Source organism: Zoogloea sp., from assembly GCF_028689785.1.
In the GTDB taxonomy this organism is placed as follows: domain Bacteria; phylum Pseudomonadota; class Gammaproteobacteria; order Burkholderiales; family Rhodocyclaceae; genus Zoogloea.
In genome coordinates this window covers 1-12,681 of record NZ_JAQVCN010000003.1, presented here as the reverse complement: position 1 = coordinate 12,681, position 12,681 = coordinate 1, and the positions used below count along the sequence as shown (strand labels likewise).

At 68.4% G+C, this 12,681-nt stretch carries 13 protein-coding genes; 3 read left to right on the top strand and 10 right to left on the bottom strand.

All coding sequences use genetic code 11. The features are described 5' to 3' along the window. Nucleotides 1–196 precede the first annotated feature (196 nt). Nucleotides 197–1,057 (top strand): zinc dependent phospholipase C family protein, encoded by an 861-nt coding sequence (locus PHI64_RS02240; RefSeq protein ID WP_299877920.1) that lies wholly within the window; start codon nt 197–199, stop codon nt 1,055–1,057. Nucleotides 1,058–1,232: 175 nt separating this feature from the next. Here PHI64_RS02240 and PHI64_RS02235 read toward each other — a convergent pair whose 3' ends face one another. The 4 genes from PHI64_RS02235 to PHI64_RS02220 all read right to left on the bottom strand — a co-directional run bounded on the left by PHI64_RS02235 (nt 1,233) and on the right by PHI64_RS02220 (nt 6,138). Next, nucleotides 1,233–1,757 (bottom strand): phosphatase PAP2 family protein, encoded by a 525-nt coding sequence (locus tag PHI64_RS02235; protein ID WP_299877917.1) that lies wholly within the window; start codon nt 1,755–1,757, stop codon nt 1,233–1,235. 3 nt (nt 1,758–1,760) lie between these two features. Then, nucleotides 1,761–2,975: a glycosyltransferase family 1 protein gene (locus PHI64_RS02230; RefSeq protein WP_299877914.1), complete on the bottom strand. Its 1,215-nt coding sequence runs from the start codon at nt 2,973–2,975 to the stop codon at nt 1,761–1,763. Between the two features lie 87 nt (nt 2,976–3,062). Continuing rightward, nucleotides 3,063–3,464, bottom strand: coding sequence for an alternative ribosome rescue aminoacyl-tRNA hydrolase ArfB (gene arfB, locus PHI64_RS02225; RefSeq protein ID WP_299877911.1), 402 nt, complete (start codon nt 3,462–3,464; stop codon nt 3,063–3,065). A gap of 10 nt (nt 3,465–3,474) precedes the next feature. After that, on the bottom strand, nt 3,475–6,138 hold the full coding sequence (locus PHI64_RS02220) for an EAL domain-containing protein (protein WP_299877908.1): 2,664 nt from the start codon (nt 6,136–6,138) through the stop codon (nt 3,475–3,477). A 139-nt stretch (nt 6,139–6,277) separates the two neighbouring features. Between PHI64_RS02220 and PHI64_RS02215 the strand changes: the two genes are divergently transcribed. Further along, entirely contained in the window at nt 6,278–7,315 is a 1,038-nt protein-coding gene (locus tag PHI64_RS02215; protein ID WP_299877905.1) for an RNA methyltransferase, read from the top strand. Nucleotides 7,316–7,456: 141 nt separating this feature from the next. Here PHI64_RS02215 and PHI64_RS02210 read toward each other — a convergent pair whose 3' ends face one another. The 5 genes from PHI64_RS02210 to PHI64_RS02190 form a co-directional block, all read right to left on the bottom strand. Further along, complete coding sequence (locus PHI64_RS02210; protein ID WP_299877902.1) at nt 7,457–8,464, bottom strand: nucleoid-associated protein; 1,008 nt, start codon at nt 8,462–8,464, stop codon at nt 7,457–7,459. A gap of 95 nt (nt 8,465–8,559) precedes the next feature. Next, nucleotides 8,560–8,763, bottom strand: coding sequence for a hypothetical protein (locus tag PHI64_RS02205; RefSeq protein ID WP_299877899.1), 204 nt, complete (start codon nt 8,761–8,763; stop codon nt 8,560–8,562). A gap of 9 nt (nt 8,764–8,772) precedes the next feature. Then, nucleotides 8,773–9,144: a diacylglycerol kinase gene (locus PHI64_RS02200; RefSeq protein WP_299877896.1), complete on the bottom strand. Its 372-nt coding sequence runs from the start codon at nt 9,142–9,144 to the stop codon at nt 8,773–8,775. A gap of 30 nt (nt 9,145–9,174) precedes the next feature. Beyond that, nucleotides 9,175–9,972, bottom strand: a complete 798-nt coding sequence (locus tag PHI64_RS02195; protein ID WP_299877893.1) for an alpha/beta hydrolase — start codon at nt 9,970–9,972, stop codon at nt 9,175–9,177. Between the two features lie 3 nt (nt 9,973–9,975). Continuing rightward, nucleotides 9,976–10,467: a flavin reductase family protein gene (locus PHI64_RS02190; RefSeq protein ID WP_299877891.1), complete on the bottom strand. Its 492-nt coding sequence runs from the start codon at nt 10,465–10,467 to the stop codon at nt 9,976–9,978. 98 nt (nt 10,468–10,565) lie between these two features. Here PHI64_RS02190 and mutY point away from each other — a divergent pair, with 98 nt between their 5' ends. Beyond that, the gene (gene mutY, locus PHI64_RS02185) at nt 10,566–11,621 is read left to right on the top strand and encodes an A/G-specific adenine glycosylase (RefSeq protein WP_299877889.1); all 1,056 of its coding nucleotides are present in this window, start codon (nt 10,566–10,568) and stop codon (nt 11,619–11,621) included. A gap of 691 nt (nt 11,622–12,312) precedes the next feature. Here mutY and PHI64_RS02180 read toward each other — a convergent pair. After that, a partial coding sequence (locus PHI64_RS02180; RefSeq protein WP_366945114.1) for an LON peptidase substrate-binding domain-containing protein occupies nt 12,313–12,681 on the bottom strand: 369 nt, incomplete at its 5' end.

The window sequence follows — 12,681 nt, the reverse complement described above, 5'->3', positions numbered from 1 at the left end:
AAACCGTGGAGACATCACTTGCTATCGGCGCAGGCTGGCGAGTCTGTAGATGGGGATATCCCGGTCGGTGGGCAAACGCGCACGGGCGACTTCATGTGCCCCGATGGAGACCGGACAATGGATCATACCCCGCAGCGTCACCGGCCTGACACCTCCCTGGCACGTGCCTGTCACGGCCACCGGGCACAGTCGCCGCATGGATGCCCCCGCCCTGCCCCGCCATACCCGCTGGAAGCTGCTGTGGCTGCTGCCCCTGCTGCTGAGCAGCACCGACGCTCTGGCCTGGGGCCTGTACACCCATGTCTATTTCGCTCAACTGCTGCTGTGGGCCATCCCCCTCGCCGACCCGGCCCTGCGCCGCCTGGCCCGACGCCATCCACAGCTGGTGATGGCCGGCGCCTGCCTGCCCGATGTGGCCCTGACCGCCCGCAGCGCTGGCGCCGAGGCCCTCACCAGCAGCCACCGCTGGCCCCAGTTGCATGCCCTGATGGAGGCCGCCCGCAGCGACGCCGAGCACGCCGCCGTGCTCGGCTACGCCAGCCACCTGATGGCCGACATCATTGCCCACAACCACTTCGTACCGGCCCACGAGCGTCTGTGGTTCGAATCGGACATCACCACCCACGTGGCCGTCGAATGGGCCATGGACCGCCATGTGGCAGGCCACCTGTTCAGCCGCCCCGCGCGCCTGCTTGAAGACGCCGGCACTACTCTCACCCCGCTGATGTCACGGGCCTTTCAGTGCCCTCCCGAACGGGTCGGGCAAGCCCTGAACACCTTGACCCGGGGTGAAAGCTGGCTGCGCAGCAGCCACCTCCACACCGGGCTCTACCACGCCGCCCGGCTGATGGACCGACGCGTACAGCGCCGCTTCAACCTTTACCTCAGCCACACCGGCCGCCGCCTGGGCCAGCTTGGCCGCCTGCTTGAGGGCGAGCTGCCGGGATGGACCGCCGAAGTGGAACCGCTGGCAGCCCGGGCGCGCCTGGACGCAACCCCCGACCGCATCCTGCGCGCCTGCCTGCCCCTGCCCGAAGACCTCTTTCTGAGAGCCTGAGGGCAAATGCCGACGGCGAGAGGGAAGCGCCTTCCACGCCTGGCGCGAATGTTGCCCGTTCATGCCATTCGGCCGCGCCCCGTTGAACCGATGGCTTTCCATTGGCTTACGCCCGTGGGGGCGACTGAAGTCGCCCCCACGGAGGACCGTATCGAGCGTCCTACGACGCCGCCAGTTACAGCAGGGCGATCACCCCGTGCCCCAGGCAGGCACCGATCGCTGCACCTGCCAGCACGTCGCTGGGGTAGTGCAGCCCCAGTACCGGACGCGATGCGGCCACCAGCACGGCGAAGCCGAAGACCGCGGGGGCCAGGGCCGGAAAGTGATGCGCGAGGATCAGGGAGAAGCTCACCGCATGCAGGGTGTGGCCGGAGGGAAAGCTGAACTTGTCCAGAGGGCAACCGGTGCACACCACGTCGCTCACCACCTCGAAGGGGCGCGGGCGCAGGGTGTGGGTCTTGAGCAGCTTGTAGATCCCCACCCCGAGCACACCGGCCACCAGCATGTGGCGCAGGGCCGGCAGGGCCTCGGCGCCAAACAACACGTACAGACAGGCGGCCAGGGTGTACCAGGCCACCCCGTCACCAAGCCGGCTCACCGCACGCATCAGGTCGCGCAGGCCGCGGTAACGGGAGAGGCGGTTGGAGCGCACCGCCAGACGATCATCGAGCAGCTGAAGTCGGGCGGGCAGGGCAAACATGGCTTACCTCCGGGCGGAGACGGGGGAACTCAGGATGACCTGGCGCTGCAGCGCCACCAGGCGTTCGACGATGGCCTGCCAGGCCAGGCTGGCCACCCGCTCCCGCGCGGCCAGGCGCTGGTGGGCGCGCAGCTCGGGGGCTTCGGCCAGGGTCACGGCGCCAGCGATGAAAGCGGCCTCATCACCCGGCTCGGCCAGCCAGCCGTGCTCCCGGTGGGCAATCAACTCCTGGGCCGCCGCGTCCCGGTAGGCGACCACCGGGAGGCCGCTGGCCAGAGCTTCGGCCACCACGTTGCCGTAAGTCTCAGTCAGGCTGGGAAACAGGAAGAGGTCACCGCTGGCGTAGTGCTCGGCCAGGAAGGCGCCGGTCCTGGAACCGCAGAACACTGCCGCCGGCTGCCTCGCCTGCAAGGCCTGCTGGGCCGGGCCGCTGCCCACCAGGATCAGCCTCGCCCGGGGCTGACGGGCGCGGATTGCCTCGAAAGCCCTTTCCAGCAGGGCCAGGTTCTTCTCGGGGGCGATGCGCCCCACGTACACCACCGCCAGGTCATCCTCTTCCAGCCCCCAGCTGCGGCGCAGGGACGCGCTACGCCGGGCCGGGTCGAACAACGTGGTATCCACACCCCGGGAGACGACGTCAACCCGGGCGATGCCCTGCCCGGCCAGCTCACCGCACAGGGCCCGGGTGGGCACCAGGGTGAGGTCGGCACGGTTGTGGAACTTGCGCAGGTAGGCGGCGATGGGGCGCTTCAGCCAGCCCACCCCATAGTGGCCGCTGTAGCGATGGAAATTGGTGTGGAACTCGCTGATCACCGGCAGACGCAGCTTGCGCGCCGCCGTCAGCGCCGACCAGCCCAAGGGGCCTTCGGTCACCACCTGAACCACGTCGGGGCGCTGGGTCGACCAGCGCCGCAGCAGCACCTTTCGGGCCGGCAAGCCGAGCTGCAGGTTGGCGTAGCGGGGCAACGGAATGCCGCGGGAGAGCATCTCCTCCACCCCCTCGGCTCCGTCCGGCAGCTGGATGGCCCCCCCCTCATGGGCCTGGCGGGGGCGGATCAGATCCACCCGGTGCCCGGCAGCCACCAGGCCTTCCACCATGCGGCCAGTGGTCATCGCCACCCCGTTGATTTCAGGTGGATAGGTCTCCGTCACCACGGCCACCCGGAGGTAGGTCAGTGGATGGGCGATTTCCTGGCAAACGAGTCCGGCGCGGTCCATGCATGCAGTGTTGCGGCGGCATGCTGCACGGATGTGACGCGGAGGTGATGGCTGGGTGACGGCTGGGCCGGCCGCCGCCTCACGCCCTCAATCGACCCGCCCGCGGCCGGCCTTGACGGCGCTGCGGCGGGCCTTGCCCTCCAGGCGCCGGGTGACCGAGCCCCGGGTCGGGCGGGTCGGGCGACGCGCTTTCGGCACATGGGCAGCGCTGTCCACCAGCTCCTGCAAGCGGCGCAGGGCTTCGGCGCGGTTCTTGTCGAGGCTGCGGAATTCCTGGGCCTTGATGACCACCACCCCGTCCTTGCTGACCCGCTGGTCCCCCAGCAGGAGCAGACGTGCCTTGATGGCGTCGGGCAGTGTCGAGGCGGCGATGTCGAAACGCAGATGCACGGCGCTGGACACCTTGTTCACGTTCTGCCCGCCCGCCCCCTGGGCGCGGATGGCGGTGAACTCGACGTCGGCTTCGGAGAGGCGTGGCGGGGCGTGCATGCCCGCCACTTTACCCCAGCGCCTGCTCCCGGGTCTCCAGGTAACGCCGGAACTCGGCGTCCGGCAGGGGGCGGGCGAAGTAGTAGCCCTGAACCTCGTCACAGCCGAACTGGCGCAGCACGGCCAGCACCTCGGCGTTCTCCACCCCTTCAGCGATGGTGCTGAGATTGAGGCTGTGGGCCATGTCGATGATGGCCCGAACGATGGCCGAGTCTTCCGGGTCGCTGGTCAGATCGCGCACGAAGGACTGGTCGATCTTGAGCTTGTTCACCGCCAGCCGCTTGAGATAGGCCAGGCTGGAGTAGCCCGTGCCAAAATCGTCGATGGACAGGCGCACGCCGGACTCGCGCAGCTGGTGAAGGGTGGCCAGCACCTCGTCGGTCTGGTGCAGCAGGGTGCTCTCGGTCAGCTCGACTTCCAGCAAGTGGGCAGGCAGGCCGCTGTCGCGCAGGGCCTCGGCCACTGTCCGTTCGATGCCGCCACGCTTGAACTGGATGGCCGAGATATTCACCGCCACCACCAGATCGAACCCCGAGGCCCGCCATGCTGCTGCCTGGCGGCAAGCTTCGCCCAGCACCCAGGCACCCAGGGGCACGATCATGCCGCTGCTTTCGGCCACCGGGATGAACAGCCCCGGCGGCAACAGGCCGCGCTCCGGGTCCTGCCAGCGCAGCAGGGCTTCGGCCCCGACCACCCGGCCGCTGCGCAGGTCGAGCAGGGGCTGGAAGTGCAGCACGAACTCCCGGTTGTCGAGACCGCGCTGAAAGTTGGAACGCAGGCGCAGGGATTCCTGCACATGCTGGTTCATGGCCTCGTCAAACAGGCGATAGGTGTTCCGGCCCGCGTCCTTGGCGTGGTACATGGCCGTGTCGGCCTTCTTCATCAGGGTGGTGAAGTCCCGCCCATCCCCCGGAAACAATGCCACTCCAATGGACACCGAGGTGGATAGCTGGCGCCCCGGCAACGCCACAGGCGCCTCCACGCTGGCCAGCAGACGGCCGATACGCAGGGTCAGGCCGTCCAGGTCACGCACCCCGGGCAGGATCACCAGGAACTCGTCTCCTCCCAGGCGGCACACCGTGTCCGCCTCCCGGAGCTGCTGGCGCAGCCGGGTGGCCAGGGCCTTGAGCATCTCGTCGCCCACGTCGTGGCCGAGGGAGTCATTGATGGTCTTGAAGCCGTCCAGATCCAGGAACAGCAGGGCGACCCGCTCGCCTGCCCGGGCCGCCTGGGCGCGGGCCTGTTCGAAGCGATCTTCCGCCAGCAGGCGGTTGGGCAGGGCGGTGAGGGGGTCATGATGGGCCAGGAACTCGATCCGCGCCTCGTTGCGACGGCGTTCGGTGATGTCGGAAAACAGCAGCACTGCACCCATCTGGGCGCCGTCCTTGACCAGCGGATAGGCATCGAAACGCACCTGCAGCAAGCTGCCGTCAGCCCGGGTGAACAGCCCGTCATTGCTGTGCACGGCGGTGCCCACGCTCACCGCCCTGCGGATCACGCAGGCGTCCGGGGCCAGGGGCCGGCCGACCGCATCATGAGTGTGCAACAGCGCCGGAATGTTCTGCCCCTGCAGCTCGGTCTCGCTGTGGTAGCCGAGGATCTGCAACGCCGCCGGGTTGGAGAACAGGTGGCGCCCATCCCGATCCATGCCGCAGATACCCTCACCCACCGAGTTGAGCAGTAGCTGGAAGCGGTCTTCACTGGCCTGCAACTCCCGGTCAGCCCGGCGGCGGTTCTGCTCGGTGAAGTACAGACGGCCCAGCAGCAGGCCCAGCAGCACCAGGAAGAGCGTTGTCGCCCCAAGCACACCGACGGCGTTGCGCTGCCAGTGGACCAGGTAGTCGCGGCGGGCAATCCCTGCGGCCACATAGAAGGGATAGCTCCCGACGCGCTTGAAGGCATACACCCTCTCGGTCTTGTCGATGGCGGCCTCGAAACGGATGGTCCCCTCCTGCTCACCGGCCTCTACCCGCAAATGCATGGGGTTGTTGCTGAGGGTCTGATTGACCCGCCCCGGCTCGGCCGGACGGCGCAGCACCAGGCGGCCATCGTCGGAACGCCGGAAGGTGATCACCCCGCCCGGCCCAAGATCGACGGCATTGAACAGGCTTTCCAGATAGGCCAGCTCCAGCGGTGCCATGGCGACCCCGGCGAAACGCCCCGCTCCATCGCGGATCGGCACCGCCATGAAGAGCTGCGACCGCCCCGCCATGCGGCCGACCGCCACCTCCGAGAACACCAGCGGCAGCGCCGGATTCGCCCGCAGGGCCTCGAAGTAGCTGCGCCCGGCGGCCGATGCGCGGGGCTCCCCGATCTCCGACGCATAGCGCACGGCGCCAGTGGTGTCGATCAGGCGGAAACCGGTGATCTCGGGAAAATGCCGGGCCTTGAGTGCCAGATGGCGCTGCAGCAACTGACGCTGGGTCGGGGATACGTCCGCCTCGAAGACGGACGGCGAGGTGTCGGTGGCGAGCTCTTCAAGGCCCGCCTGGGCCCGCCGCAGGGTGGCCTCCAGCCGGGCCTCAAGCACCCCCACCACATTGCGGGCATCCCGCTCGGCCTGCCGATGCAGGTCGCCAAGAACCGACACTAGCAGGAACACCAGGGGTGCGCCGATAGCCAGGGCAACAAGAACGAAGAAGCCTGGGTATCCAAGGCGAAGGCGCGAGGGCATGGCCCGTCATAACGGCGCAATCACGCCAAACTGAAGCCACCTCACCCGGGCCCGCCTTCCGGAGCCGTCCCCCGCGGCCCCCCCGGCCGTATGCATCCCCCTGAAAACAGGGCAGAAATGGCCTATCATTCGCCCCCTCATGCGCATCGAACACCTCCACCAGCGGCTCGCCGACCTCGGCGCCAAGCCTGTCCATGTCCAGCGCATGCTGCGCGCCTGGACCCACGCCCTGCCCCTCGATGCCGGCCCGAGCCGGCGCGGCCCGGCCCTGCCCGCTGGCGTGGTGGCCGCCCTCCCCGCCCTGGAGGCCGAACTGGCCGGCCTGGCCCGGGTACACGCCGAGCACCCCGGCGAGGACGGCTCGGCGCGCTTGCTGGTGCAGCTGGGCGACCGCCAGACCGTGGAAAGCGTGCTGCTGCCCCGGGACGGCCTGTGCGTCTCCAGCCAGGTGGGCTGCGCGGTGGGCTGCGTGTTCTGCATGACCGGCCGCGACGGCCTGCTGCGCCAGGTGGGCAGCGCCGAGATCGTCGCCCAGGTGGTGCTGGCCCGGGCCCGCCGGCCGGTGAAGAAGGTGGTCTTCATGGGCATGGGCGAACCCGCCCACAACCTGGACAACGTGCTGGAGGCCATCCAGCTCCTCGGCAGCGAGGGCGGCATCGGCCACAAGAACCTGGTGTTCTCCACGGTGGGCGACCCGCGCGTCTTCGAGCGCCTGCCCGAGGGCCCGGTCAAGCCGGCCCTGGCCCTGTCCCTGCACACCAGCCGGGCCAACCTGCGCGCCGAGCTGCTGCCCAAGGCACCACCGATGACGCCGGAAGAGATCGTCGAACGCGGTGAAGCCTACGCCCGCGCCACTGGCTATCCGATCCAGTACCAATGGACCCTGCTGGACGGAATCAACGACACCCCGGAGGAGCTCGACGGCATCGTGCGCCTGCTGTCGGGCAAGTACGCGATCATGAACATGATCCCCTACAACACCATCCCCGACCTGCCCTACCGCCGCCCGGCCTGGGAGAAGGCCGCCGACATCGCCCGCCAGCTCCACCGCCGCGGCATCCTCACCAAGCTGCGCAACTCCGCCGGGCAGGACGTGGACGGCGGCTGCGGCCAGCTCCGCGCCCGCGCCATCGCCGGCGAAGCACCGATCCGAGTGATCAAACGCCAGCGCAGCTGAGGCCCGTGGGGTCGAATTCATTCGACCGCGGTCCCGGATTAAAGGCATGCCGATGACTTGGGCGAGTGAGGTAGGATGAATTCGCCCCCACAAAGGCGGGCCCGCTCAAGCAAGCTCACGCGGTTTCAATGCCCTCCGGGCTCACTCTTCCAGCAGCAGCTTCTTCAGGTTCTCCGGGACGTTGGTGAGCACCAGGGTATTGCTGGCCTTGTCGTATTGCACCGCACCGGAGCGCAGGCCGCTGCGTTCGAATTCGAGCTTCCAGTCTTCGGCGCTGGCCTTGAAGCGGATCAGGGGGCGCAGGGCGCGCTTGTCGGGGACGAAGCCGCTGGCCAGGTCGAGGGCTTCGTCCTGCAGGGTGGCGCTGAGTTTCTGCGGGGCGTCGGGGAAGATCTGCCCGGCCACGGCCTCCAGGTTGAGGGCGGCACCGCTGTCGCCCATCTCTTCGAGCACCAGGTGGGCCCGCTCCAGCAGTTCGTCACGCTCGGCAGCGTCAAGCTGCTGGGTTTCGGCGAAGTGGCTGAGGGTCTCCACCAGCTTCTTGGTTTCCTTGAGGGCGATGACCACGTCCGTGCAGCCGAGGAAGCGCTTGAACCAGCCTGCCACGTCGCCGCGCCCCTTGAGGAAACTGATGTAGCGCTCGGCGCCAGCCTGCCAGGCACTGATGTCGATGCGCCCGGCCACCTGCAGGGCCGAGAAATCCAGGTGCGGGCTGTCCTGGATGCTCAGGCCGTCGCCGATCACCGTCCCGAGGGTCTCCTGCAGCAGGGCAACGTAGAGGCAGTCGGCGCCGAACACGGTGGCGCGGGCGATGAGCACGTAGCCGCCCTCGTCCATCTTGTCCTCGTCCACCCGCTGCTGCAGCTGGGTCACCATCTCCTTCGACAGGGTGGCGAAATCCATGCTCTGCTCGATGGCATGCTCGCGCACCAGGCGCGGCATGGGGAAGCTGCGCTCATCCTTCTCGAACCAGCCGAAGCCCTTGCCCGGGCGCTCGGCGAAGTGCCGGCACAGGCGCTCCATCAGGCGCGCGGCGGGCTCGTCGAGAGGGTTGGCGGCGGGCCGTAGCTCTACCTGGGACGGGCCCTCGGCGGCGCGGATCAGCCGGTGGATGACAAGGCCTGAGATGGCGTGGGTCGACTCGGTCATGGGAGGGTCCGGGAGGGAAAAAACGAGGGGCGCGATTCTCTCACGGGAGAACGGCCAGCTCGACACAAAGCCGGGCCCTGCTGCGGGGGCTGCGCTCAGAAGCGCATGGCGCGGCGCTTTCCGGGCAGCTGGCGGAGCTGTTCACGACGCTGCTGCCCGGCCGAAAGCGGCCTGGCCCGGACTGGCGGTTGCTGGGCGGCGAGCTCCGGCGGGATGTTGGCGCCCACGCCTCGCGGGCAGAAGCCGGTAGTGGCGCAGGTGCAATTGACACAGGGCTTCTTGCCGGAGGGAGAGGTCATGGCGTGTGCTCAGGCAAAGAGAATGAGGCTCCACACTACCACCACATTGACCAGGGCGACGAAGACTGCGGCGCTGCCGATGTCCTTGGCGCGCTTGGCCAGGTGATGATGGTCGAGGGAGATGCGGTCCACGGTGGCTTCGAGGGCCGAATTGACCAGCTCGACGATGATCACCAGCAGCACGCTGGCGATCATCAGGGCCTTGCCGAGGGCGGAAACGGGCAGGAACAGGGCCAGCGGGATGAGCACCGCTGCCAGCCAGGCCTCCTGACGGAAGGCGTCTTCGTTGCGGTAGGCGGCGGCCAGGCCGGCCATGGAATAGTGGAAGGCGTTCCACACCCGGGTGAGGCCGGTCTTGCCTTTGAAGGGGCTTTCTTGCATGGCGGCGATAGGCCTGAAAAGCGTTGAACCCTAGAGCACGAAAGTGACAGGGGCACTATCCAGCCCCGCCAGGAAAGCCTGCACTGCCTCGGCAAAGGCCTCGGGCTCCTCGAAGGGGGCGAGGTGGCCGGCATCCAGCTCGCGGTAGCAGGCATTGGGAATGCGCTCGGCCATGCGCTGCAACACCAGCGGCTGAGACACCTTGTCGTGGGTGCCGGCTAGGACCAGGGCCGGCATGGTCAGCCCACCCAACGCGGCGCGCTGGTCGAAGCCCACCACCGCCCGCATGGCGGACCGGTAACTGGCCGGCGGAATGGCGGCCATCACGTCCACCGCGTCGCCCACCACCTGGGGGTCACCGCCAGGGCCGACCATGGTGGGGATCAGCTCAACCGCCAGTTCGCGCATGGAGGCGCCATCGTCGAGCGGCCCGACACGGCGGGCCAGGAAGGCTTGCTGCTGAGGGCCACCACGGGCGCCGAAGGCGGGCGTGCAGCAGGCCAGCACCAGGCCGGACACCCGGTTGGGAAAGGCAGCCGCCGTCTGCAGGGCCACCATGCCGCCCATGCTGTGGCCCACCAGCGCCACCCGGTCGAATCCCGCGGCATCGATGAGTGCCACCAGAGCGGTGGCCAAGCCGTCGAAATCAAAAGGATCGATGGGCGCACTGCTGCCATAGCCGGGCATGTCCCAGGCCAGGCCACGCCATCCCGACGGCGTGATGCGCGGCAGCAGATCGCTGGCCCCCAGGGCCCCGCCGCTCACCCCATGCAGAAACACCAGCCCGTGGGAGCCGCGACCGGTTTCGATCCAGCGCGGGGGATGCATGCCTTACGCGAGACGGCGGTAGGAACCACCCTGGAAGACCAGGGGCTTGCGCGCCTCGCCGGACTCGAAACGGATCACCTCGCCAATGAAGATGACGTGGTCGCCGCCGGGATGACGGGCAAACTGGCGGCACTGGAACCAGGCAGCGCAGCCGGGCAGCAGGGGCACGCCATCGACGCCTTCGGTGTAATCCAGGCCGGCGAACTTGTCGTCGCGGCGGCTGGCAAAACGCTGGGACATGTCCTGCTGGTCTTCGGCGAGCACGTTGATCGCGTACACTGCCGCGTTCTCGAAGATGGGCACACTGGGCAAATGCCCGGACAGGCTCCAGACGATCAGCTGCGGCGTCAGGGACACGGAGTTGAAGGAGCTGACGGTGAGCCCGATGGGTTCGCCGCTGGGGGCCCGGGCGGTGATGACCGTAACGCCGGTGGGAAACATGCCCAGCGTGTCGCGAAAGGCGCGGACCGCCGGATCATTCTTGGGAACAGTCATGTCGAAGTCGGTTGAGCCACGCCACCGGGGCGGGCCTGAAGCCTGTAGGGGGCCCGCATTATCGCCGCGCGGGGCCCCACCGTCGAGGGGTTAAGAGATTGAATACATTTGCAGAAACCCTGATCGCCTGGCAGCGCGGGCACGGCCGCCACGGCCTGCCCTGGCAGGTGCGGGATGCCTACCGGGTGTGGCTGTCGGAGATCATGCTGCAGCAGACCCAGGTGGACACGGTGATCCCCTACTACGTCCGTTTCCTCGCGCGCTTTCCTGACCTGCCCAGCCTGGCCGCGGCGCCAGTGGAGGATGTGCTGACCCTGTGGAGCGGCCTCGGCTACTACGCCCGCGCCCGCAACCTGCACAAGTGCGCCCAGGCGGTGATGACTCGCCACGGGGGCACGTTTCCGGTGGATCCGGCCGTGCTGGCCGAGCTGCCGGGCATCGGCCGGTCCACGGCGGCGGCGATCAGTGCTTTCTCCCACGGTACCCGGGCGGCGATCCTTGATGGCAACGTCAAGCGTGTGCTGACCCGCTGCTTCGGCATCGACGGTTTTCCAGGCAGCAAGAACGTGGAGAACTCATTGTGGGCTCTGGCCGAGAGCCTGCTGCCGACCCGCGATGTGGATGTGTATACCCAGGCCCAGATGGATCTGGGTGCCACCGTGTGCACCCGCGGCCGCCCGGCCTGCGGGCGCTGCCCGGTGGCGGAGCGCTGCGTAGCCCTGCGCGACGGCCGGGTGGGCGAGCTGCCCACACCCCGCCCGAAAAAGGCGGTTCGCGAGCGGGACGGACGCTTTGCGGTGATCCTGGCCGACGGCGCCGTGCTGCTGGAGCGCCGCCCTTCGACCGGCATCTGGGGCGGCCTGCAGAGCCTGCCGGAACTGCCCGAAGATGCAGACACGGCCAGCTGGGTGCGCACCCGCTTCGGCCTGACGGTACGCAAGGTGGAGCGGCTGGCCGGCTTTAGGCACGTATTCACCCACTTCACCCTGAACCTGCAGCCCGAGGCGGTGGAGGTGGACACACCCTCCGCCTGCAACGAAGCCACCCTGCTGTGGCACCCCCTCGACCGGCTCGACGAGGCGGCCCTGCCCGCCCCAGTGCGCAAGCTGCTGCTGCAGCTCACCCAGCGCGACCTGCTCGCCGGGGCGGACTGAAGGCCCGTGGGGTCGAATTCATTGGTGATGTTCGCGTTGAGCGTGGAAAGCGTTTTCGCCCCGACAGGTAAGGCTTGAGTCCTTACTTGCGGGCGTTCCGTTGCTTGGCGTGAGGTTGGCCGGGATTTCGCCCCGGCGGGCGACCTCCTTTCTTGCTTCGCCAAGAAAGGAGGCAAAGAAGGCGACCCGCCACCCCCGGTCGGCCTACGGCCGACTGCCCTGCGCTGCTCCCAGCAGGCGGCCGGCGCGGAACTCGCCCTTCGGGCTCAGACAGCCGCGCCGGAAGGCCCCGCCTGCTGGTGCGCTGCTCGGCGGGGTCGGAACGGGCTTTTCGGATGCACCGAGCCCCTGCGGAACTTGAGTCGGGCACTGGCCGTTGATCACCTGCATTTCCTCTCCCCTCTGGCGTGCCGACTGGAGGTGATGACGGGCGGAAAGAGGGCTTCGCATGTTTGAGCCCGCAGGGCGAGTTTGCGAAGACCCCGCCCGGCATTGCCGGAAGGAGGGAACCCCCGAAGGGGGCGCGACAGCGGGGTACGTTTCTTTGCCTTCTTTCTTGTCGTACAACAAGAAAGAAGGTCGCCTGCCGGGGGCGAGTCCCCGGCCAATGTGACGTCGTACAACGGAAAGCCGTCCGTAAGCGCTCACCGGTTCAAGGTCGAAGGGAGGGAAGCGGGTTTCTCATACCCTCTCAGTCGTCCCCCAGCAGCTTGTGCTGACGCAGGTAGGCCTGGATGATTTCCAGCCGCGAGATGGGGTCGTCGAGCTCCAGCAGGCGCTGGCGGGCCTGCACCGGGATGGGCAGGATCTCGGCCAGGCGGTAGCCCACCCAGGTGGCGTCGTCAAAACGATGGGGCAGCGGAAAGGCCTCCTCGCCCGCGTCGGCCACAATGGCCCGGAGCAGGGGCAGCACATCCTCAAGGGCTTGCGGCAAGGGCTGCACCGGCGGTTCGGGCAGCAGGGTGATGTGCGCGGTGAGCAGGCGGTCGGGGCGGGTCGTCTGCTCCACGATGCGGAAGCGCTCACCACCTTGGGCGGTGATGAAGAGCAGGCCGGGCTT

Excerpts from the sequence above, each read along its gene's own strand:
- PHI64_RS02230 (WP_299877914.1), bottom strand. The coding sequence starts at position 2,975 with ATGGACCGCGCCGGACTCGTTTGCCAGGAAATCGCCCATCCACTGACC.
- PHI64_RS02220 (WP_299877908.1), bottom strand. The coding sequence starts at position 6,138 with ATGCCCTCGCGCCTTCGCCTTGGATACCCAGGCTTCTTCGTTCTTGTT.
- PHI64_RS02215 (WP_299877905.1), top strand. The coding sequence starts at position 6,278 with ATGCGCATCGAACACCTCCACCAGCGGCTCGCCGACCTCGGCGCCAAG.
- PHI64_RS02195 (WP_299877893.1), bottom strand. The coding sequence starts at position 9,972 with ATGCATCCCCCGCGCTGGATCGAAACCGGTCGCGGCTCCCACGGGCTG.
- PHI64_RS02210 (WP_299877902.1), bottom strand. The coding sequence starts at position 8,464 with ATGACCGAGTCGACCCACGCCATCTCAGGCCTTGTCATCCACCGGCTG.
- PHI64_RS02240 (WP_299877920.1), top strand. The coding sequence starts at position 197 with ATGGATGCCCCCGCCCTGCCCCGCCATACCCGCTGGAAGCTGCTGTGG.
- PHI64_RS02200 (WP_299877896.1), bottom strand. The coding sequence starts at position 9,144 with ATGCAAGAAAGCCCCTTCAAAGGCAAGACCGGCCTCACCCGGGTGTGG.
- PHI64_RS02190 (WP_299877891.1), bottom strand. The coding sequence starts at position 10,467 with ATGACTGTTCCCAAGAATGATCCGGCGGTCCGCGCCTTTCGCGACACG.
- arfB (WP_299877911.1), bottom strand. The coding sequence starts at position 3,464 with ATGCACGCCCCGCCACGCCTCTCCGAAGCCGACGTCGAGTTCACCGCC.
- PHI64_RS02205 (WP_299877899.1), bottom strand. The coding sequence starts at position 8,763 with ATGACCTCTCCCTCCGGCAAGAAGCCCTGTGTCAATTGCACCTGCGCC.
- PHI64_RS02235 (WP_299877917.1), bottom strand. The coding sequence starts at position 1,757 with ATGTTTGCCCTGCCCGCCCGACTTCAGCTGCTCGATGATCGTCTGGCG.